Here is a 17,274-nt window from a genome sequence, read left to right as displayed (position 1 = left end):
CGGCCGAGAGTAGTGGCCGCCTCTGAGCGGGACCTGAGAGCACGCGCACGGCCGTCGGCGAGCAGGCGTAGGGTGCACCATCGTGAACGAACGACTGGTCTGGATCGACTGCGAGATGACGGGGCTCGACCTCCGCAACGACGCCCTCATCGAGATCGCGGCCCTGGTGACCGACTTCGACCTCAACGTCCTCGGCGACGGCGTCGACGTCATCATCAAGCCCCCCGCCGAGGCGCTCGACCAGATGATCGACTTCGTCCGGAACATGCACGAGACCTCTGGCCTGCTCGCCGAGCTGGAGAAGGGCGTGACCCTCCGCGAGGCCGAGGAGCAGGTGATGGCCTACCTGCGCGAGCACTGCGCTCCCGACAGCCGGCCCGCGCTCGCCGGCAACTCGGTCGCCACCGACCGCGGCTTCGTCGCCCGCGACATGGCCGAGCTCGACGGCTTCCTCCACTACCGCATCGTCGACGTCTCCTCGATCAAGGAGCTGTCCAAGCGCTGGTTCCCGCGGGCGTACTTCAACGCCCCCACCAAGCGGGGCAACCACCGCGCGCTCGCCGACATCCAGGAGAGCATCGAGGAGCTGCGCTACTACCGCGACACCGTCTTCGTCCCGCTCCCCGGCCCGGACAGTGATGCGGCCAAGGAGGCCGCGGCCCGCCACGGCGGCTCGATCACCGGGCTCGGCGCGACACATCCCGACACCGATTCCTGATTCGGAGCGGACTGCGTCTACACTCTTGCCCGGCCCTTCGGGGTCATGGTGGGTATAGCTCAGCTGGTAGAGCGCTGCGTTGTGGTCGCAGATGTCGCGGGTTCAAGTCCCGTTACTCACCCCGAGACAGATCGGCCGGGCTCCTCTGAGCCCGGCCGATCTGCATTCGTCCTCAGAGTCCCTGTCCGCCGCGGATGCGGCGCTCGAGCCCGCTGTTGTCGTGCTCGACGGCCCGGCCCAGGTCGCGGTGGCGCGACGCACTGTCGCCACGGATGACCGCACGGCGACGGCGGTCGTAGAGGAACCCGGCCGCCAGGACGACGACGAGTGCGAGGGCGACGTACAACCAGACCATGACGGGCTCCAGTCTTCCGAGACGAGGGAGCACCACACTACGCCGCCGAGCGACGTTGCACCTCGCAACATTGTCTGACTAAGGTCAGAGAATGCTCACGGAGGTCCTGCGCCGCTTCAACCGCACCTACACGCAGCGCATCGGCGTGCTCGACGAGTCCTTCCTCGGCTCCGGCCGCCCCCTCGCCGTGTCGCGGCTGCTGTTCGAGATCGGCAGCACCGGACCGGTCGGGGTGCGCGACCTGCGCGAGCTCCTCGACCTCGACTCGGGCCACCTCTCGCGGATGCTGCGCCGGCTCGAGGACGACGGCCTGGTCGCCACCGTCGTCGACGACGCCGACCGGCGGCGCCGGCTGGTCGAGCTCACGCCGGCCGGGCGCCAGGCGTACGACGACCTGGAGCGTCGCTCCGAGGAGCGCGCCGGCTCGCTGGTCGCTCCCCTGACCCCTCGCCAGCAGGAGCGGCTCGCCGGGGCGCTGGCCACGGCGGACCTGCTGGTGCGGGCGGCCACGGTCCGCCTCCGCGAGGTCGCCAGCGACGACCCGGCCGCACGCGAGGCGACCCGGCGCTACTTCGCCGAGCTGGACGAGCGCTTCCCGGGCGGGTTCGACCCCGGCGGGCCGGACACGCCGGAGCCCGGGGCGACGTACGTCATCGCGACCTCCGACGGGGCGCCGGTGGCCTACGGCGGCATCCGGCCGCTGCCGGCGGCCGGCGACGGCACGGCCGAGATCAAGCGGATGTGGGTCGACGGCGACTGGCGAGGCGCCGGCCTCGGGTCGCGGATGCTGCGCCACCTCGAAGACCTCGCTCGGGCGCAGGGCTACGTGCGGGTCGTGCTCGACACCAACGGGACCCTGCTCGAGGCGATCGCGATGTACGAGCGCGCGGGCTACGACCGGGTCGAGCGCTACAACGACAACCCCTACGCGGAGGCGTTCTTCGCGAAGGCGCTGTCCTCGACCAGCTGATCCCAGTCGGTCACGATCGGCAGGAGCCGGCCCTCGAGCCACGGACGCAGCTGGTCGGCGTGGTGCGGCCCGGGCAGGCCTGACGCACCGGTCGGCACGACCCATCCACCGGCGCCGCGGTCGGCCAGGTCCCAGACGTAGCGGGCGACCGCGCCGCGGGTCGCCGCGTCGGTGATGCCCGGCCACGAGCCCATCGTGCGGACGGCGTCCTGGTCACCGGAGACCGGCAGGAGCGGGATCCCCGCGTCGAAGCCGGCCTCGGCGAGCGCATGGGTCGGCTGCGCGACATGGGTCTCGCCCCAACTCGCCGGGAGATCGGCGCCGGCGATGTCGTCGAGCGCGGCGCGGGCCAGGGCCGGCAGGTCGATCCCGAACGGCGCTCGCCCGGCCAGCGCCTCGGCGGCGAGGGTCGGCAGGGCCAGGCCGAGGTGCACCACGGGATCCATCGACCAGGCGAAGAGCGGGCCGTGGTCGTGCGCCGGCCCGGGAGCGAGGAGGCCGGCGAGGGCCGGCTCGGCGGCGAGGCGTCGTACCAGCGCGGAACGCCAGGCCGCGAAGCGCGCGGCAGGCGCGGAGTCCGCCGCCATCACGCCGTCGAAGTCGTCGAACGCGCCGGGCACGAGCCGGGACAGGAGGCCGACGGTCGGGAGCAGGGCGTCGTCGTGGATCGCCGCGAAGTCCTCCGCGGTGAGCCCGACCCGATCGCCCAGCAGGGCGCGGATCCGCTCGGCGCGGTACGGCGGGGAGAACGACGAGCCCACCGCGGCGCTCTCCGGGCCGCGGCGCTCGTTGGCCGTGACGAGGACGCCGTCGGGGCCGGCGTCGGCACGGTTCGGCTCGCCGAGCCAGCCGACCCACTCCCCGGCGTCGTCGCGGACCGGGACCCGGCCGGCGATCCGGTAGCGCAGCGCACCGCCGCGGTCGGCGATCACGAGGTTGTTGACCGGCTCGACCCAGTGGTCGAAGGCGCGGTCGACGTCGTCCACGGTGCGGGCCCGCAGCAGCGGCAGGAGCGCGTCGAACCCGAGCGCGCCGAGCACCCAGGACGCCGTCCGCACCGAGAGCCCGTTGCCGAGCGGCAGTCCCGAGCCGTCCTCGACGACGTCCTGGTAGTCCGCACAGGCGTTGGTGATCGCCCACGCCACCTCGCTCGCGTGCGCGAAGTGCTGGACGCCCGGCACGCCGACGAAGGTGTAGCCGAGGACGTCGAAGCTGTCGTCCGGGTCCTCGCACACGAGGCGCACCTGCTGGTAGACCCCCGGCTGCTCGAGGTTGCGGTGCGGGTCGCCCCCGATCAGCGGGAAGCCCGAGGCGGTGCGCCCTCCCCCGGCGACCCAGGCGTTGCTGCCGGCGGCCTGCGGACCCTCGTGGCTCAGCAGGCGGGCGTCGTCGCCGAGCACCTCACGCGCCAGGCGGTCCCACAGCTGCGAGCCGATCGTCCCGAAGAGCACCTGCTGGGCGAGGAAGGTGGCCATCGGGGTCCACGGCTCCCACTCCCCCGGCACCTGGCCCAGGTGGGCGAGCTCGGGCACCGCCGCCGGGCCGGACGCGGCGAGGCCGGCGTTGACGCCGGCGGCGTACGCACGCGTGAAGGCCTGCGTCTCGGGCGTGCAGCCGTCGTACGCGCGCCGCGCGGTCTCCTCCAGACGCGCCCCGCGGGCGAAGGCGTCCCACGCCTGCGCGACCTCGCCGCCGACGACCGCCGCGGTCCCGCTCGTCGCCCGCAGGCGCAGCCACTCCAGCTGCCAGGCGCGGTCGTGGGCGGTGACCCGGCCCTGACCGTGCGCCAGGTCGGTCACCGAGTCCGCACGCAGGTGCGGCACGCCGTACGCGTCACGGAACAGCCGGGCCATGGCCCGACCCTACGAGCCCGCGGCCCGGGCCCCGGCGTCAGCCGCCGATCGGCAGGCCGAAGCGACCCTTCTGGAAGTCCTCGTAGGCTGCCATGACCTCGGCCTTGGTGTTCATGACGAACGGCCCTGCCCACGCGATCGGCTCACGGATCGGCTGGCCGCCGACGACGATCACGTCCAGCTTGGGCGAGCGGCTCTCCTGCCGCTCGTCGGCCGTGATCGTGACGTAGTCACCCGCGCCGAGCACCGCGGTCTGGCCCATCCGCACCGGCTGTGCGTCCGTGGCACCGACCGTGCCGGAGCCGTTGAGGACGTAGACCAGGGCGTTGTAGTCGACCTGCCAGGGCAGGTCGAGGCGGGCGCCGGGCTCGATCGTCGCGTGCACCAGCGACATCGGGCTGTACGTCGACCCGGGGCCGTCGTGCCCGTCGACGCTGCCGGCGATGACCCGGACCAGCGAGCCGGCGTCGTCGCTCGTCAGCAGCGCGACCTCACCGGAGCGGATGTCCTGGTAGCGGGGGTCGTTCATCTTGTCGGACTTCGGGAGGTTGACCCACAGCTGGATGCCGTGGAAGAGCCCGCCCTGCTGGACCAGCCACTCCGGCGGCGTCTCGATGTGCAGCAGGCCACTGCCGGCGGTCATCCACTGGGTGTCGCCGTTGGTGATCGTGCCGCCACCGCCGTGGCTGTCCTGGTGCTCGAAGACGCCGTCGATGATGTAGGTGACGGTCTCGAAGCCTCGGTGCGGGTGCCACGGGGTCCCCTTGGGCTCACCGGGCGCGTACTCCACCTCGCCCATCTGGTCCATCATGATGAACGGGTCGAGGTGCTTCATGTCGATGCCGGCGAACGCGCGCCGCACCGGGAAGCCCTCCCCCTCGTAGCCCTGCGGAGCGGTGGTCACCTGCCAGACCGGACGCGGCTGGTCACCCAGGCCGGGCGTCTTCAGGCGCGGCAGGACGGTGAGGTCGTCAACGGTGATCGCGGGCATGGGATCCACCTCCGTGGTGGTCGAGCGGATTGGTTGCCATGTCAACCATATGCCGTGGTGGGCTATTCCGTCCACCCCCTGCGCATAGGGTCGGTCCATGACGCGCTACGACGCCGTGGTGGTCGGGGGCGGCCACAACGGCCTCACTGCTGCCGCCTACCTCGCCCGCGCCGGACTGTCCGTCCTCGTGCTCGAGCGACTCGACCACGTCGGCGGTGCGGCGGTCTCGGCACAGGCCTTCCCGGACTTCCCGACCCGCCTGTCGCGCTACTCCTACCTGGTCTCGCTCCTGCCGCAGCAGGTGGTGACCGACCTCGGGCTCGACCTCCGGCTCGTGAGCCGGTCGACGGCGTCGTACTCGCCGGTCGTGCGGGACGGGCGGGCCACAGGCCTGCTGGTCGAGCGGGAGGAGGGCGAGGCGACCCGGCGCTCGTTCCGCGAGCTCACCGGCTCCGACGACGAGTACGACGCCTGGCGGGCCTTCTACGACGGCGTGGCCGGGCTGGCCGGAGCCGTCGCGCCGACCCTGACCCGGCCGCTGGCCACCGACGCCGAGGTCCGCGCTGCCGTGGACCCGCAGATCTGGCACGACGTCGTCGAGCGGCCGCTCGGCGAGGCGATCGAGCGGCGCTTCCGCGACGACCTCGTCCGCGGCGTCGTGGGCACCGACGCGCTGATCGGGACCTTCGCGTCGTTGCGCGACCCGAGCCTGGTCCAGAACCGCTGCTTCCTCTACCACCTGATCGGCAACGGCACCGGCGAGTGGCGGGTCCCCGTCGGCGGCATGGGCTCGGTCACCGACGCGCTGGCCGGGGCCGCCCGCGACGCGGGCGCGGAGATCGTGACCGGCGCCGGGGTCAGCGCGATCCTCCCCGGCGGCCCCGGCGAGGGGGCCGAGGTCCGGTGGCACGACGGCACGCGGGAGCGCAGCGTGCAGGCGCGGTACGTGCTGGCCAACGTCGCGCCGTGGGTGCTGCGGATCCTGCTCGGCGAGGGCGAGGATCCCGCCACCAAGCCCGAGGGCGCCCAGCTCAAGGTCAACCTCCTGCTCTCGCGGCTCCCCCGGCTGCGCTCCGGCATCGACCCGGCCGTCGCGTTCGCCGGCACGCTCCACCTCGCCGAGTCCGCCTCGGACCTCGAGGTCTCGTGGGCGGCCGCGACACGCGGCGAGCTCCCCGACCCGCTGCCGGGCGAGGTCTACTGCCACTCCCTCACCGACCCGTCGATCCTCGGCGACGTCCCGGCCGGCACCCACACGCTCACCTACTTCGGCCTGCACACGCCGGCCCGCCTGTTCGACGCCGACCCCGAGGCGACCAGGGCCGAGGCCCTGCGCCGCGCGATCGCCTCGCTCGACGCCGTGCTCGAGGAGCCGATCGAGTCCGTCGTGATGCGCACGCCGGCGGGCGAGCCCTGCATCGAGGCCAAGATCCCGCAGGACGTCGAGGCCGACCTCGCGATGCCCGGCGGCCACATCTTCCACGGCGACCTGGACTGGCCGTGGGCCCCCGCCCGGGCCCGGCTCGACACCCCCGCCGAGCGCTGGGGCGTGCAGACGTCGTACGACGCCGTGCTGCTCTGCGGCTCGGGCGCCCGTCGGGGCGGGGCGGTCAGCGGCCTGGGCGGGCACAACGCGGCCCAGGCCGTGCTGGAGTCCCGCGGTTGACCAGGCGGCCTCCCGATTTCACCGGCCAGCCCCGCCGCTGGTAATGTTCCATCTCGCTTCACCAGATGCACCCCTAGCTCAATTGGCAGAGCAGCTGACTCTTAATCAGCGGGTTCTCGGTTCGAGTCCGAGGGGGTGTACCGCACACGGAGGGCCCGGTCACGTGACCGGGCCCTCTGTCGTTCTCCCGGATCGACGGGGCCCTTCGCGGGTACCACGAAGGCTCCACGACGAGGAGGGACCGTGACGTCCGACACCACCCGCATCGCTTCCGCACTCACCGACGCCGCGCGCGCCATCGACGGCCAGCAGTCGCTGGAGCACACCCTCGACGCGATCGTGCACGCCGCCCAGCAGACCGTGCCGGGCTTCGAGCACGTCGGCATCTCCGTGACCGGCAAGGGCAACGGCCACTCCGGCACGATCGAGACCCGCGCCGGGACCGGCCGCCTGGTCTGGGAGGTCGACGAGCTCCAGTACAAGCTCGGCGAGGGCCCCTGCTACGACGCGATCACCCACGGCGGCGTGACGGTGATGGAGGACGTCGAGACCGAGACGCGGTGGCCGCGGTACGTCGAGGAGGTCGCGCGCCTCGGTCTGCGCGCCCAGATGGGCCTGCAGCTCTACACCGACGACGGCGCGCTCGGCGGGCTGAACTTCTACGCCGTCGAGCCCGGCATCGATCCCGACGCGATCCAGCTCGCCGAGCTCTTCGCCGCGCACGCCGCGATCGCGCTCGGCCGCTCGCGCCACGAGCACCAGCTCAAGGAGTCGGTGGCCTCACGCCAGGCCATCGGCACGGCGGTCGGCATCGTGATGGAGCGCTACCGCCTCACCGAGGACCGGGCGTTCCAGTTCCTGGTGCGCGCGTCGTCGACGAGCAACATCCGGCTCCGTGCCATCGCGCAGGAGATCGTCGACTCGACCAACCAGCAGGTGCGACAGGCCGGGGACCACCCGCCCCAGGGCTGAGCCCGACCCGGCTACGCCTCGACCAGCCGCACCTGCTCGACCGGGAGCCAGGTGGTCGAGACGTGGCCGTCCTGCTCGAACGTGACGAGCAGGCGCGTGCCGTCGGCGGTCGCCTTGAGGAACAGGCCGGGGAGGCTGTCCCCGTCGAGCTCGACGAGGACAGGGCTGTTGGGTTGCACAGGGGGCCTTCCGGCCGAGGGGTCGCGAGACCCGCTGGCACGGCCCCCGTCCTGAGCCGCTCGGGTCCCACCCTAGGCCACGGCGCCGACAACCGCTCCCGACGGCTCGCCGCTCAGTCCGCGCCCGCGCCCCGCTGCCGGCCGAGCCGACCCCCGCCCCACAGGGCCAGCAGCACCAGGACCGGCTGGAAGAACAGCCGGGCGAGCCGCTTCTGGTCGGTGTCGAGCCCGAAGGCGCTGGTCCCCTCGACGTACTGCGCGATGTTGCCGGGGAAGATCGCGACGAAGAACGCAGCGAGCAGGCCGCCGACGAGCCGCCGGCGCTTCGGCAGCGCCACGAAGGCCGCGCCGAGGCCGATCTCGACCACACCGGAGCCGAGCACGGTCAGGTCGTCGTCGACCGGGAACCACTCCGGCACCTGCGCCCGGAACTCCTCCCGGGCCACCGTCAGGTGGGTCACCCCCGCTCCCACCATGGTCGTGCCGAGGGCGATCCGGACGAGGTTCTGGGCCAGCGTCATGCTCGCAGCCTAGGACCGTCGGGGCCTCACGACGAGTGGTGGACCATCAGCTCCTCGGCGAGGACGACGCCCGCCGAGTCCAGCTCGGGCGGGTCGATCACCGTCGCGAGTGGCCCGGAGGCGAGCAGCAGCCGCCCGACGCGCCGCTCGACCGGCGGCAGCAGCTCCAGGTCGACGACCACGTCCTCCTCGTCGTCCTGGACGAGGGTGACCTGCTCGGCGTAGAAGTCGGCCGCCCAGCGGGCGCTCTGCGGCAGCAGCACCCGCACCCGGGTGGTCGCCCGCTGCTCGGCGAGCCGCTGCGCCACGTCGTCCGGCGCCGTGAACGACCGGTCGACGATCTCGGCGGACCGGATGTTCGAGAGCAGGAAGGTCCGCAACCGGCCCTCGTCGTCGGCGGGACCGGCGTCGACCTCCCAGCCGCGCCGGGTCTGCACCAGCTGGTAGGGCTCGATCTCACGCTCGGTCACCCCCGGGTGCCAGGCGCGGGAGTAGACGATGCGCACCGCGCGACCGGCGGACAGCGCCTCGCGGAAGACGGGCAGCAGCCGGTTCCAGCTCGGGACGGAGGGCGTCGGCCCGCCTGCTGCCGCGGACGGACCGAACATCGTCTCGGTGAGGACGTCGATGGCCTGGCCGAGCTCCTCGTTGTCCGGCTCGGTCTCGAGGAGGGCCAGCGCGGCGGTGTAGGCGAGGCCGAGCTCGCCGGCGTCGACGTACTCGACCCCGATGTCGGCCGGCACCTCGGCGACGATGCGGACGATCCCGGCGGTGCCCGGGTCCTCGGTGTCGCCGTCGGGCCCGAGGAACTCCAGCACCTCCGGTCGCGTCAGCAGCCACCGGCCGCCGATGTCGGCGGTGTAGAAGGCCAGCAGCTCCTCGCGCAGCGCCGGGACGGAGATGTCGAAGTCGGCGGCGAGCTCCTCCAGCGGCAGGCCGTCGGGGTGGCGCTGGAGGCGCTCGAAGACCTTGGGCAGGCGGGCGAACCGCTCGACGTACTTGGGCGTGCTCATCGGGTGGAACCTCCGCGTGCGGCGTCGAGGGCCGCGATCACCTCGGCCCGGACCTCCTCGGGCTCGACGATGCGGACCCGGTCGCCGAGCTCGTTGAGGCGGGTGCGCAGGGCCGCGCGGTGGGTGACCCGGTAGCGCATCCGGACCGCCCCGTCGCCGTCGGGCTCGACGCCCTCGGGCTCGCCGAGCCAGCGTCGCACGTCGTCCTCGTAGTGCGCGGGCGTGCGGAGGGTGACCTCGACGGGCGGGTCGATCTCCCACGACATCGGGTGCAGCCCGGTGTGGCGCACGGCCGGGACCCGCTGCGCGCTCCCCGGGGCGTGTGCCTCGGCACCCGACATCCGGGAGACGACGAACGCCTTCACGACGGGCTCGGCGAGGTCCGCGTCCTCGACGGCACGGAGGTACCAGGTTCCGTTCTGGTTGCGCACCGACTCGGGGTGCACGGTGCGCCGGGTGCCCTTGTAGGTGAAGGACAGCAGCTGGTGGTCGCGCACGGCGTCCACCACCAGGGGCAGCGCGTCCGGCGTCGCAGCCCGTACGGCGGCCGGGACGGGCAGCTCGTCACCGGCGGACCCCGCCGGCAGACCCAGCCGCTGGACCAGGTCCTCGCGCCGGGCGAGCAGCACGGCGCGGCGCAGCTCGGCCTGCTGGCCGGGCGTGAGCCGGACCCGCAACCGGTTGTCGACCGTGGTCATCCGGTAGCGCGCCGGCTCGCCGGGACCGTTGACGTTCTCGATCTGCCAGCCCTGGGCCTCCAGGTGGCCCAGCTCCCGCTTGAGCTGGGTGCCGGCGTCGCGGCCGCCCTCGAACCCGGCGACCTTGATCAGCTCCTCCCCCAGCACCCCGACCTCGGGGTGGGCCTGCAGGTAGGCAGCGATCCGCACCAGCCGCTCCATCGGGCCACGCTGGTCGCGCCCGGGTCCCTTGACCACGTCGTCCCTCCCGAAATGTCTACTCGAACGCGCCGTGGCGGCCCGCGCCGCCCGCGAAGCGCGAGGCACCGTCGAGGGTATCGGCGGACAGCGACACGAGCCCGTGTTTCCACTCGAGCGCGAGCGCCGCGTCGAGGTCCAGTCCGTGCTGCCCGTACGACGACAGGCGGTCCTGGCGCAGGCAGGTCTGCGGGAAGGCGGCGAGCTGGGCAGCCAGTGCCAGCGCCTCCTCCAGCACCCGGCCGGGGGCGGAGACCCGGTTGGCGAGGCCCATCCGCAGCGCCTCGTCGGCACCGACCTCCCGGCCGGTCAGGATCAGGTCGAGGGCGTGCGAGTGGCCGATCAGCCGCGGCAGGCGGACCGTGCCGCCGTCGATGAGCGGCACTCCCCAGCGGCGGCAGAAGACGCCGAAGGCGGCCTCCGGGTCCACGACCCGCAGGTCGCACCACACGGCGAGCTCGAGGCCGCCCGCGACGGCGTACCCCTCCACGGCGGCGATCACCGGCTTCGAGAGCAGCATCCGGGTCGGCCCCATCCCGGCCGGCCCGGCGTCGGGGCCCTCGCCCGGAGCGCCGACGTCGACCCGACCCTCGGAGACGGCCTTGAGGTCGGCGCCGGCGCAAAAGACCCCGTGCGCGCCGTACAGGATCGCGACGGAGGCGGACTCGTCCGCGTCGAACTCCGTGAAGGCCTCCGTCAGCAGGCGGGCGTGCTCGGCGTCGACCGCGTTGCGGACCTCCGGGCGCGACAGCGTGACGACGGTGACCGGACCGTGCTTCTCGACCTCGACGGACATGGGGTGGAGGCTAGCTCCCGGCGAGGCTCACCGTCCGGACGAGTGCCGCGTCGATCTGCGCGGACGTCCACGGGAAGCGCACCCACTGCTCCTGGGAGTAGAGCTTCGTCTGGTCCCACGACCACGGCGAGGCGGGGTCCTCGTACTGGCTGTAGGTCAGCAGCGTGCGGGCGTCGACGGAGCCGTCGGCCAGGTAGCTGACCGCCTGGATGTGCGACGAGCCGTAGCTGATCGGCTTGTAGCGGTCGGTGTTGGACGCCGGGTTGCGGGAGGCGACCGCGTTGGCGTTGCCGGCCAGGTCGCCGTTGCCGCCGCTGATCGGCAGCGGCGGCGCGCCCCGGTCACCGGCGACCTGCAGCGTGCCCCACGCAGCATCGAAGGGCACACCGGCGTCGCGGACCGCGTCGATGGCCTCCTGCATCGCCTTCACCACCGCCGTCCCGGTCTTCAGGCCCCGCGGGGTGTTGAGCGGGTCCTTCGGGTCGAAGGGGACCGACCACAGGTTCGTCCCGGTCGGCGCCCTCTCGACGAACGCCTCGAACAGGTGCGTGCCGACCGACGTGGTGTCGGAATGGCCGTCCCACGCCTTCAGCACGGCACAGGCCTCTGTCTCCCCAGTCCTGGCACAGACCTCGTCGAGCTTGCCGCCGGCCCGCATCACCTCGGCGGCACGCACCCTGTTCTCGAACTCGTGGCCCCGCAGCGTCGCCGGCGTCTCCTTGCCGACGGCGAGCCGGTCCACGACGTACTGCTGGACCATCCGGGTCCGCATCGTCCGCGCGCACTTCTCGCAGCCGATGATGGTGGCGTAGCCCTCGAGCCGGACCTTGTCGTTGGGCGTCCAGTACGAGTCGTTGGCGTTCATCACCCAGTCACGTCGTACGACGGCAGGGAGCTTCGCCGGGCCGAGGATCCCCGCCCGCTGGGCATCCGCGTCGGTCCCCCACCTGCACAGCCCGTCGGCCAGCAGGCCGTTGAGGCCGGGCAGCCCGGCGACCGTCTTGAGCAGGAGCCCGACCGGGGTGAGGCAGCGGTTGGCCATCGCGTTCGTGACGTGCGGGACCACGCTGTGGTCGGCGTACAGGACCTCGCCCCGGCGGTCGGCCGCGGTCGTGTTGACCCACGGCATGCCGCCGCCGGCGTCCTGCTTCGCGAGCAGGTCGCGGCTGCTCGTCGCCTCCCCCATCGCGAGGAAGGTGTCGATGGTGCGCAGGTGCTCGGCGTTGGCGTCCCGGATCGCCCAGAAGCTCAGCGGCGACCAGCCCATGAACTGCGAGGGGCTGTCGATGACGTAGCCCTGCGGTGTGCGCCAGAGGTCCTCGCGCACGGTCGCCAGCGAGCCGTCCGCCTGCTTGACCTGGACGTCGACGAAGCGGCGCTCGGCCTTGCGGAGCAGCCCGCTGGCGGTCAGGTAGAGCGGGCCGGGGCCGACGGTGAGGTACTCGTAGGGCGTGAAGCGGTACGCCGTCGACACGGTGTGGCTCCAGGCGACGTCCTTGTTCCAGCCGATGTTGACGACCGGCGAGCCGATGAGCGAGGCGCCGGCGACGTCGTACCGCCCGGGGATGGTGAGGTGCTGCTGGGTGAACTTGTAGCGGCCGACCCACGGGAAGTGCGGGTTGCCCAGCAGCAGCCCGCGACCGGTCGAGCTCTTGTCGCCGCCGATCGCGGTGGCGTTCGAGCCGAAGTCGTCGTCCTGGCCGAACGACTCGAGCAGCGCCTGCTTGTCGACCTGCTTCGCGTAGGCCGCGACCTCCTCCTTGGTCGTCGGCAGCGGCAGGTCGATGCCGAGGTCGGGCAGGCCGGGGTCGTCGAGCGTCGGCGGGTCCGCCTCGACGATCTCCTTGAGGAAGTTGCCCGACGAGGCGATCAGGTTGGCCATGTAGACGCCGTACCAGAGGTCGAGCTCGGTCGCGTCGGGCTTGATCCAGTCCTCGTCCCGGCAGGCCGGGTCGGTGATCTCGTTCTCGCGCAGCCAGCGGTTGATGCCCGCCGTGTAGCCCTTCACCATCGCCCGCGCCCGCGTCGTGGGACCGGCAGGCGAGGCCAGCAGCGTCTCGACGACCTTGCGGTTGTGCAGGTCCGTGACGAACGCGTCGACCTGCAGGTTGGTGGCGTCCAGCGAGACGCCGTCGCGGTAGCGCTCCTCACCGCCGAGGTACCGCGAACGCTGGCCCCGCGCGGTCAGCACCGTGTCTGCGAGGTTGCAGATCGACGAGGACGCCGTCGCGTAGCCGCTGCCGTAGCCCAGCGACCCCCAGTCGGACGCGGTGATGTGCGGGATGCCGTGCGCGGTGATCCGGATCGTCGCGTCGTACGGCGCCGGGGCCTCCACCGACGGGCTGGGGCTGGCGTCAGCGGGCCCGGCGCCAGCGGGCCCGGCGAGCGCCAGGGCGGGCAGGGCGAGGGACGCAGCGAGCAGGGCCAGCACGCGGGGGGAGCGCATGCGGGTGCAACGTGTTCCAGTGGTTGTGGGTTACGTCACAGCGGGGCGGGAGTTTCACCGGCCGGCCGGTGATTCTCCCGAAGTTGGACGACAAAACTCACGCTTGGACGACGAAGTTTCCTCGTCCAAGCGTGAGTTTCACCGGCCGGCCGGTGAAACTCCCACGACGGCTACAGGTACAACCCCGTCGACTCGTCCCCGAGCCGGTCGGCGGCGACCGCGTGGATGTCGCGCTCGCGCATCACGACGTAGACGTCACCGGAGACCTCGACCTCGGCCTTGTCCTCCGGGTCGTAGAGGACCCGGTCCCCCGCCACGACGGCGCGGCAGTGCGGGCCCACCGCGACGGCGCGCGACCAGGCCAGGCGCCGAGCGCCCATGGCGGCCGTGGCCGGGATGACGATGCCGCCCGAGGAGCGGCGCTCGCCGGCCTCGGTGTCGGTCTCGCACAAGATGCGGTCGTGCAGCATCTTGATGGGGGTCTTGTCGGACACCTCAGCGGGTGCGCGTGATCGCGCGGACGGCCACGAAGAAGGCGATGACGCCCACCACGCCGCCGACGGTCTTCAGGATGTTGTCGGTGCGCGGCTCCCCCGTCGCGGCGTCGACGTAGTACGCCTTCACCTGCGCCACCTCGCGACCGACGATCGTCTTGGGGTGCGAGCGGTAGAGCAGCTGGTCGATCGTGCCCGCGAGGCGCTCGCGCGCCTCCTCGATCTCACGCTCGATGTCAGAGGGAGTGTCACTCACCCGGGCAGGCTATCAACCGGCACGGTGCGCGGGTCGAAGCCCCACGGGAGTTCCAGCCGGTGGGCACGCATCAGCTCGTCGTCGGTGAGGACGTCGTACGTGCGTCCGTCGGCGACGACGCGGCCGCCACTGAGGACCACGGACCGGGGGCACAGCTCCAGCGCGTAGGGCAGGTCGTGGGTGACCATCAGCAGCGTCACGTCGAGCCCGCGCAGGATGTCGGCGAGCTCGCGGCGCGAGGCCGGGTCGAGGTTGGAGCTGGGCTCGTCGAGCACCAGGATCTCGGGCTCCATCGCCAGCACGGTCGCGACGGCCACCCGGCGGCGCTGCCCGAAGGACAGGTGGTGGGGCGGGCGGTCGGCGAACCCGGCCATGCCGACCTGCTCGAGCGCGTCCATCACCCGCCTCTCCAGGGCCGCGCCCTTGATCCCGAGGTTGGCCGGGCCGAAGGCGACGTCGGCCCGCACGGATCCCATGAAGAGCTGGTCGTCGGGGTCCTGGAACACGATGCCGACGCGGCGGCGGATCTCGAGCAGGTTCTTCCTCGTCACCGGCAGCCCGCTGACCGACACGCTGCCCTCGCCGTGGCCGGACTCCGCCGACAGGATGCCGTTGAGGTGGAGCACCAGCGTGGTCTTGCCGGCTCCGTTGGGGCCGAGCAGGGCGACCCGCTCGCCGGGGTGCACGTGCAGGTCGACGCCGAACAGGGCCTGGTGGCCGTCGGGATAGGCGAAGGCCACTCCCTGCAGGTCGAGGACGGGGGTCATCGCGCGGCTCCAGCAGTCGGTTCGGGATCGGGGAGGCGGCCGTCGTACCCGCGGGAGAGCATCGCGAGGTGCACCCGCTCGCCGCGCTCGTAGGAGCGCACGAAGAGGGCGCCCAGGGTGCGCGCGAGGGCCGGCCAGTGCCGCGGGGAGCGTGGGTCGACGCCGCGCGAGCGCATCGCGGTCACCATCCGGCCGAGGTCGCCGGTGACCACGTCGAGGTAGCGGACCATGAACGACATGATCTGCACGAGGAGGTCGGGGACGTGCAGGCGCTGGAGGCCGCGCAGGACGTCGGTGGGCTCCGTCGTCGCGGCGAGCGTGAGCGAGGCGAGGACGCCGAGCGTGCCCTTCACTGCCAGTCCCCAGGCCGCGACCAGCCCCGACTCGGAGAGGCTCAGCTCCCACCCGCCCGGCATCGGTACGGCGACGCGCGGGCCCTCCGCGATGAACGGGATCAGCCCCGCGAACAGCAGGAAGGGCACCTCGATGACCATCCGTGGCAGCAGGTAGCCGAACGGCACCCGCGCGGCCACGATGACGCCGACCAGGACCGCGAGGTGGACCGCGTAGGCGGCGTACCAGTCGCGGGGCGTGGCGACGACGACCAGGACGAAGGCCAGGAGCGCCAGCACCTTCAGGTGCGCCGGCGCGCGGTGCACCACGGAGTGGCCGTGGAAGTGCAGCCGGTGGCCGTGACCTGCGCCCATGGCCGGGCCGTCAGTCCTGCCGCTGCGGCGCCGGGCGCCGCCGCAGCACCCAGAACAGGCCGCCGCCGATGAGCAGGGTCAGGCCGACGCCGGCCACGCCGGCGATGCCGCCGCTGAGCCGCTCGTCGTCGACGCCCTTCGTGCCGTAGTCGGCGAAGGGGCTGCCGGTGTCGACCGGGTCGTCGGCGCTGTCGAGGAAGCCGGTCTTGCCGGCGACGTACTCGAGGCCGTCGGGGTGGCTGCTGGCGTAGTAGCTGCCGACGCCCGCGACGAGCAGGGCGACGAGCAGGCCGATGGCCAGGAACCTGCGCTGGCGGGTCATGGTGCCCCTCATGCGGCTGCCTCCGAGGTGACGAGCGGTGCGCGCGTGGCCAGGCCCCGCGCGCCGTGGACGAGGTCCGGGCGGGAGGCGATCACGGCGCTGACGACCAGGCCGGTCACGATCGCCTCGCCGATCCCGATCACGACGTGCCAGCCGACCATCGCGGCCAGCACCTTGCCGGTCGCGACGTCGGCGGTGCCGCCGATCGCGAAGAGGAGGGTGAAGACCGCGGCCGCGGTCGGGACGGACACGAACGCGCCGGCCGCCGCGGCCACCGGGACCGACCCCGCCCTACGGGGCAGCACGGCGAGCACGAGCCGGAAGACGGCGTACCCGACGAAGGCACCCACGATCGCCATCAGCGTGATGTTGGTGCCGAGCGCGGTCAGCCCGCCGTCGGCCATGAAGAGCGACTGCACGAGCAGGACGACGCTGATGCACAGCGCTCCGGTCCACGGCCCGACCAGCACGGCGGCCAGGGCCCCTCCGAGCAGGTGGCCGCTCGTGCCCGCGCCGACGGGGAAGTTGATCATCTGTCCCGCGAAGACGAAGGCCGCGACGAGCCCGGCCATGGGCGCCGTGCGGTCGTCGAGCTCGGCACGCGCCTTGCGCAGCGCGACCCCCACGCCCGCGGCCGCGACCACCCCCGTGGCGACCGAGGTCGGCGCGTCGAGGAATCCGTCAGGCACGTGCATGGCGCTGCTCCTGTTCGGGGAAGGCTGTCCCACATCATCGGCATGGATGTAGTTGGATGGTCACGAACGACGACCACCTTATTGCATGCCATTTGCAACAGCACCTGCCCATCAGGAGAGTTCCCATCCCATGAGCGACCAGGCCCGCCTCTCCCCCGGCGACACCGCCCCTGCCTTCGACCTCACCTCCGACACCGGTGAGCAGGTGAGCCTCGCGTCGCTGCTCTCCGGTGACCGCAAGGTGATCGTGTACTTCTACCCGGCGGCGATGACGCCCGGGTGCACCAAGCAGGCCTGTGACTTCACCGACTCGCTGGACTCGCTGCAGGCCGCCGGCTACACGGTGGTGGGCGTCTCGAAGGACGCCCCGGCGAAGCTCGCGAAGTTCCGCGATCGCGACGGCCTGACCATCACCCTGCTCTCCGACCCCGACCTGGCCGTGCACAAGGCCTACGGCGCCTTTGGGGAGAAGAAGCTCTACGGCAAGATTGTCGAGGGCGTCATCCGGTCCACCTTCGTCGTCGGTGCCGACGGTGCGATCGAGCTCGCGCAGTACAACGTCAAGGCGACCGGCCACGTCGCCAAGCTCCGCAGGGACCTCGGCCTGTCGGCCTGAGC

20 protein-coding genes and 2 tRNA genes are annotated in these 17,274 nt (G+C 72.6%); 7 read left to right on the top strand and 15 right to left on the bottom strand.

All coding sequences use genetic code 11. The features are described from left to right. Positions 1–82: 82 nt before the first annotated feature. Together orn and BJ993_RS17460 are read left to right on the top strand one after the other, a co-directional pair. Positions 83–718: an oligoribonuclease gene (gene orn, locus BJ993_RS17465; RefSeq protein ID WP_036540815.1), complete on the top strand. Its 636-nt coding sequence runs from the start codon at positions 83–85 to the stop codon at positions 716–718. 48 nt (positions 719–766) lie between these two features. Further along, positions 767–839 (top strand) — tRNA-His (locus tag BJ993_RS17460). Positions 840–890: 51 nt separating this feature from the next. On the opposite strand, the gene BJ993_RS17455 is transcribed toward BJ993_RS17460, so the two are convergent. Beyond that, on the bottom strand, positions 891–1,073 hold the full coding sequence (locus BJ993_RS17455; protein ID WP_036540813.1) for a hypothetical protein: 183 nt from the start codon (positions 1,071–1,073) through the stop codon (positions 891–893). 91 nt (positions 1,074–1,164) lie between these two features. Between BJ993_RS17455 and BJ993_RS17450 the strand changes: the two genes are divergently transcribed. Further along, positions 1,165–2,043, top strand: coding sequence for a helix-turn-helix domain-containing GNAT family N-acetyltransferase (locus BJ993_RS17450; RefSeq protein WP_036540810.1), 879 nt, complete (start codon positions 1,165–1,167; stop codon positions 2,041–2,043). On the opposite strand, the gene BJ993_RS17445 is transcribed toward BJ993_RS17450, so the two are convergent. Then, a complete protein-coding gene (locus BJ993_RS17445) occupies positions 1,998–3,896 on the bottom strand; it encodes a penicillin acylase family protein (protein WP_179650237.1) in 1,899 nt (632 codons plus the stop codon). The two genes, BJ993_RS17450 and BJ993_RS17445, sit on opposite strands and share 46 nt — an antisense overlap. A gap of 37 nt (positions 3,897–3,933) precedes the next feature. Next, the gene (locus tag BJ993_RS17440; protein WP_036540803.1) at positions 3,934–4,887 is read right to left on the bottom strand and encodes a pirin family protein; all 954 of its coding nucleotides are present in this window, start codon (positions 4,885–4,887) and stop codon (positions 3,934–3,936) included. Positions 4,888–4,984: 97 nt separating this feature from the next. Between BJ993_RS17440 and BJ993_RS17435 the strand changes: the two genes are divergently transcribed. The 3 genes from BJ993_RS17435 (at position 4,985) to BJ993_RS17425 (ending at position 7,525) form a co-directional block, all read left to right on the top strand. Beyond that, positions 4,985–6,553 (top strand): phytoene desaturase family protein, encoded by a 1,569-nt coding sequence (locus tag BJ993_RS17435; RefSeq protein ID WP_179650236.1) that lies wholly within the window; start codon positions 4,985–4,987, stop codon positions 6,551–6,553. Between the two features lie 67 nt (positions 6,554–6,620). Beyond that, positions 6,621–6,693: transfer RNA gene (locus tag BJ993_RS17430), tRNA-Lys, on the top strand. A gap of 103 nt (positions 6,694–6,796) precedes the next feature. Then, a complete protein-coding gene (locus BJ993_RS17425) occupies positions 6,797–7,525 on the top strand; it encodes an ANTAR domain-containing protein (RefSeq protein ID WP_179650235.1) in 729 nt (242 codons plus the stop codon). A gap of 11 nt (positions 7,526–7,536) precedes the next feature. Here the strand turns inward: BJ993_RS17425 and BJ993_RS17420 are convergent, their stop codons facing one another. The 12 genes from BJ993_RS17420 to BJ993_RS17365 form a co-directional block, all read right to left on the bottom strand. After that, entirely contained in the window at positions 7,537–7,704 is a 168-nt protein-coding gene (locus tag BJ993_RS17420) for a hypothetical protein (RefSeq protein ID WP_179650234.1), read from the bottom strand. Positions 7,705–7,817: 113 nt separating this feature from the next. Further along, the gene (locus tag BJ993_RS17415; RefSeq protein ID WP_036540800.1) at positions 7,818–8,225 is read right to left on the bottom strand and encodes a DoxX family protein; all 408 of its coding nucleotides are present in this window, start codon (positions 8,223–8,225) and stop codon (positions 7,818–7,820) included. A gap of 26 nt (positions 8,226–8,251) precedes the next feature. Next, positions 8,252–9,238: a WYL domain-containing protein gene (locus BJ993_RS17410; protein WP_036540799.1), complete on the bottom strand. Its 987-nt coding sequence runs from the start codon at positions 9,236–9,238 to the stop codon at positions 8,252–8,254. Further along, a complete protein-coding gene (locus tag BJ993_RS17405; protein ID WP_036540797.1) occupies positions 9,235–10,173 on the bottom strand; it encodes a WYL domain-containing protein in 939 nt (312 codons plus the stop codon). The genes BJ993_RS17410 and BJ993_RS17405 overlap by 4 nt, the downstream gene beginning before the upstream one ends. A gap of 19 nt (positions 10,174–10,192) precedes the next feature. Beyond that, positions 10,193–10,969 carry a crotonase/enoyl-CoA hydratase family protein gene (locus BJ993_RS17400; RefSeq protein WP_179650232.1) on the bottom strand — a complete coding sequence of 259 codons (777 nt, stop codon included), beginning with the start codon at positions 10,967–10,969 and terminating at the stop codon, positions 10,193–10,195. A gap of 10 nt (positions 10,970–10,979) precedes the next feature. After that, entirely contained in the window at positions 10,980–13,415 is a 2,436-nt protein-coding gene (locus tag BJ993_RS17395) for a penicillin acylase family protein (RefSeq protein ID WP_179650230.1), read from the bottom strand. A gap of 170 nt (positions 13,416–13,585) precedes the next feature. Then, positions 13,586–13,885 carry a GroES family chaperonin gene (locus BJ993_RS17390; RefSeq protein ID WP_179652394.1) on the bottom strand — a complete coding sequence of 100 codons (300 nt, stop codon included), beginning with the start codon at positions 13,883–13,885 and terminating at the stop codon, positions 13,586–13,588. Between the two features lie 25 nt (positions 13,886–13,910). Next, on the bottom strand, positions 13,911–14,165 hold the full coding sequence (locus BJ993_RS17385) for a DUF3618 domain-containing protein (RefSeq protein WP_036540789.1): 255 nt from the start codon (positions 14,163–14,165) through the stop codon (positions 13,911–13,913). Further along, positions 14,162–14,932, bottom strand: coding sequence for an energy-coupling factor ABC transporter ATP-binding protein (locus tag BJ993_RS17380; RefSeq protein ID WP_036540787.1), 771 nt, complete (start codon positions 14,930–14,932; stop codon positions 14,162–14,164). Before BJ993_RS17380 ends, BJ993_RS17385 begins: the two co-directional genes overlap by 4 nt. After that, the gene (gene cbiQ, locus BJ993_RS17375) at positions 14,929–15,639 is read right to left on the bottom strand and encodes a cobalt ECF transporter T component CbiQ (RefSeq protein WP_179650228.1); all 711 of its coding nucleotides are present in this window, start codon (positions 15,637–15,639) and stop codon (positions 14,929–14,931) included. The genes BJ993_RS17380 and cbiQ overlap by 4 nt, the downstream gene beginning before the upstream one ends. A gap of 10 nt (positions 15,640–15,649) precedes the next feature. After that, entirely contained in the window at positions 15,650–15,973 is a 324-nt protein-coding gene (locus tag BJ993_RS17370; protein WP_218864735.1) for a PDGLE domain-containing protein, read from the bottom strand. After that, a complete protein-coding gene (locus BJ993_RS17365) occupies positions 15,970–16,656 on the bottom strand; it encodes an energy-coupling factor ABC transporter permease (protein ID WP_036540780.1) in 687 nt (228 codons plus the stop codon). The genes BJ993_RS17370 and BJ993_RS17365 overlap by 4 nt, the downstream gene beginning before the upstream one ends. A gap of 130 nt (positions 16,657–16,786) precedes the next feature. Between BJ993_RS17365 and bcp the strand changes: the two genes are divergently transcribed. Beyond that, positions 16,787–17,272, top strand: coding sequence for a thioredoxin-dependent thiol peroxidase (bcp, locus tag BJ993_RS17360; protein WP_179650227.1), 486 nt, complete (start codon positions 16,787–16,789; stop codon positions 17,270–17,272). The last annotated feature ends 2 nt before the right edge of the window (positions 17,273–17,274 follow it).

It is taken from the genome of Nocardioides aromaticivorans, from assembly GCF_013408525.1.
In the GTDB taxonomy this organism is placed as follows: Bacteria; Actinomycetota; Actinomycetes; order Propionibacteriales; family Nocardioidaceae; genus Nocardioides; species Nocardioides aromaticivorans.
The sequence above is the reverse complement of the archived record's forward strand: the minus strand, read 5'-3'. Positions and strand labels throughout refer to the sequence as shown.

Excerpts from the sequence above, each read along its gene's own strand:
- BJ993_RS17455 (WP_036540813.1), bottom strand. The coding sequence starts at position 1,073 with ATGGTCTGGTTGTACGTCGCCCTCGCACTCGTCGTCGTCCTGGCGGCC.
- BJ993_RS17450 (WP_036540810.1), top strand. The coding sequence starts at position 1,165 with ATGCTCACGGAGGTCCTGCGCCGCTTCAACCGCACCTACACGCAGCGC.
- BJ993_RS17445 (WP_179650237.1), bottom strand. The coding sequence starts at position 3,896 with ATGGCCCGGCTGTTCCGTGACGCGTACGGCGTGCCGCACCTGCGTGCG.
- BJ993_RS17440 (WP_036540803.1), bottom strand. The coding sequence starts at position 4,887 with ATGCCCGCGATCACCGTTGACGACCTCACCGTCCTGCCGCGCCTGAAG.
- BJ993_RS17435 (WP_179650236.1), top strand. The coding sequence starts at position 4,985 with ATGACGCGCTACGACGCCGTGGTGGTCGGGGGCGGCCACAACGGCCTC.
- BJ993_RS17415 (WP_036540800.1), bottom strand. The coding sequence starts at position 8,225 with ATGACGCTGGCCCAGAACCTCGTCCGGATCGCCCTCGGCACGACCATG.
- BJ993_RS17410 (WP_036540799.1), bottom strand. The coding sequence starts at position 9,238 with ATGAGCACGCCCAAGTACGTCGAGCGGTTCGCCCGCCTGCCCAAGGTC.
- BJ993_RS17400 (WP_179650232.1), bottom strand. The coding sequence starts at position 10,969 with ATGTCCGTCGAGGTCGAGAAGCACGGTCCGGTCACCGTCGTCACGCTG.
- BJ993_RS17395 (WP_179650230.1), bottom strand. The coding sequence starts at position 13,415 with ATGCGCTCCCCCCGCGTGCTGGCCCTGCTCGCTGCGTCCCTCGCCCTG.
- BJ993_RS17390 (WP_179652394.1), bottom strand. The coding sequence starts at position 13,885 with ATGCTGCACGACCGCATCTTGTGCGAGACCGACACCGAGGCCGGCGAG.
- BJ993_RS17380 (WP_036540787.1), bottom strand. The coding sequence starts at position 14,932 with ATGACCCCCGTCCTCGACCTGCAGGGAGTGGCCTTCGCCTATCCCGAC.
- cbiQ (WP_179650228.1), bottom strand. The coding sequence starts at position 15,639 with ATGGGCGCAGGTCACGGCCACCGGCTGCACTTCCACGGCCACTCCGTG.
- BJ993_RS17370 (WP_218864735.1), bottom strand. The coding sequence starts at position 15,973 with ATGAGGGGCACCATGACCCGCCAGCGCAGGTTCCTGGCCATCGGCCTG.
- BJ993_RS17365 (WP_036540780.1), bottom strand. The coding sequence starts at position 16,656 with ATGCACGTGCCTGACGGATTCCTCGACGCGCCGACCTCGGTCGCCACG.
- bcp (WP_179650227.1), top strand. The coding sequence starts at position 16,787 with ATGAGCGACCAGGCCCGCCTCTCCCCCGGCGACACCGCCCCTGCCTTC.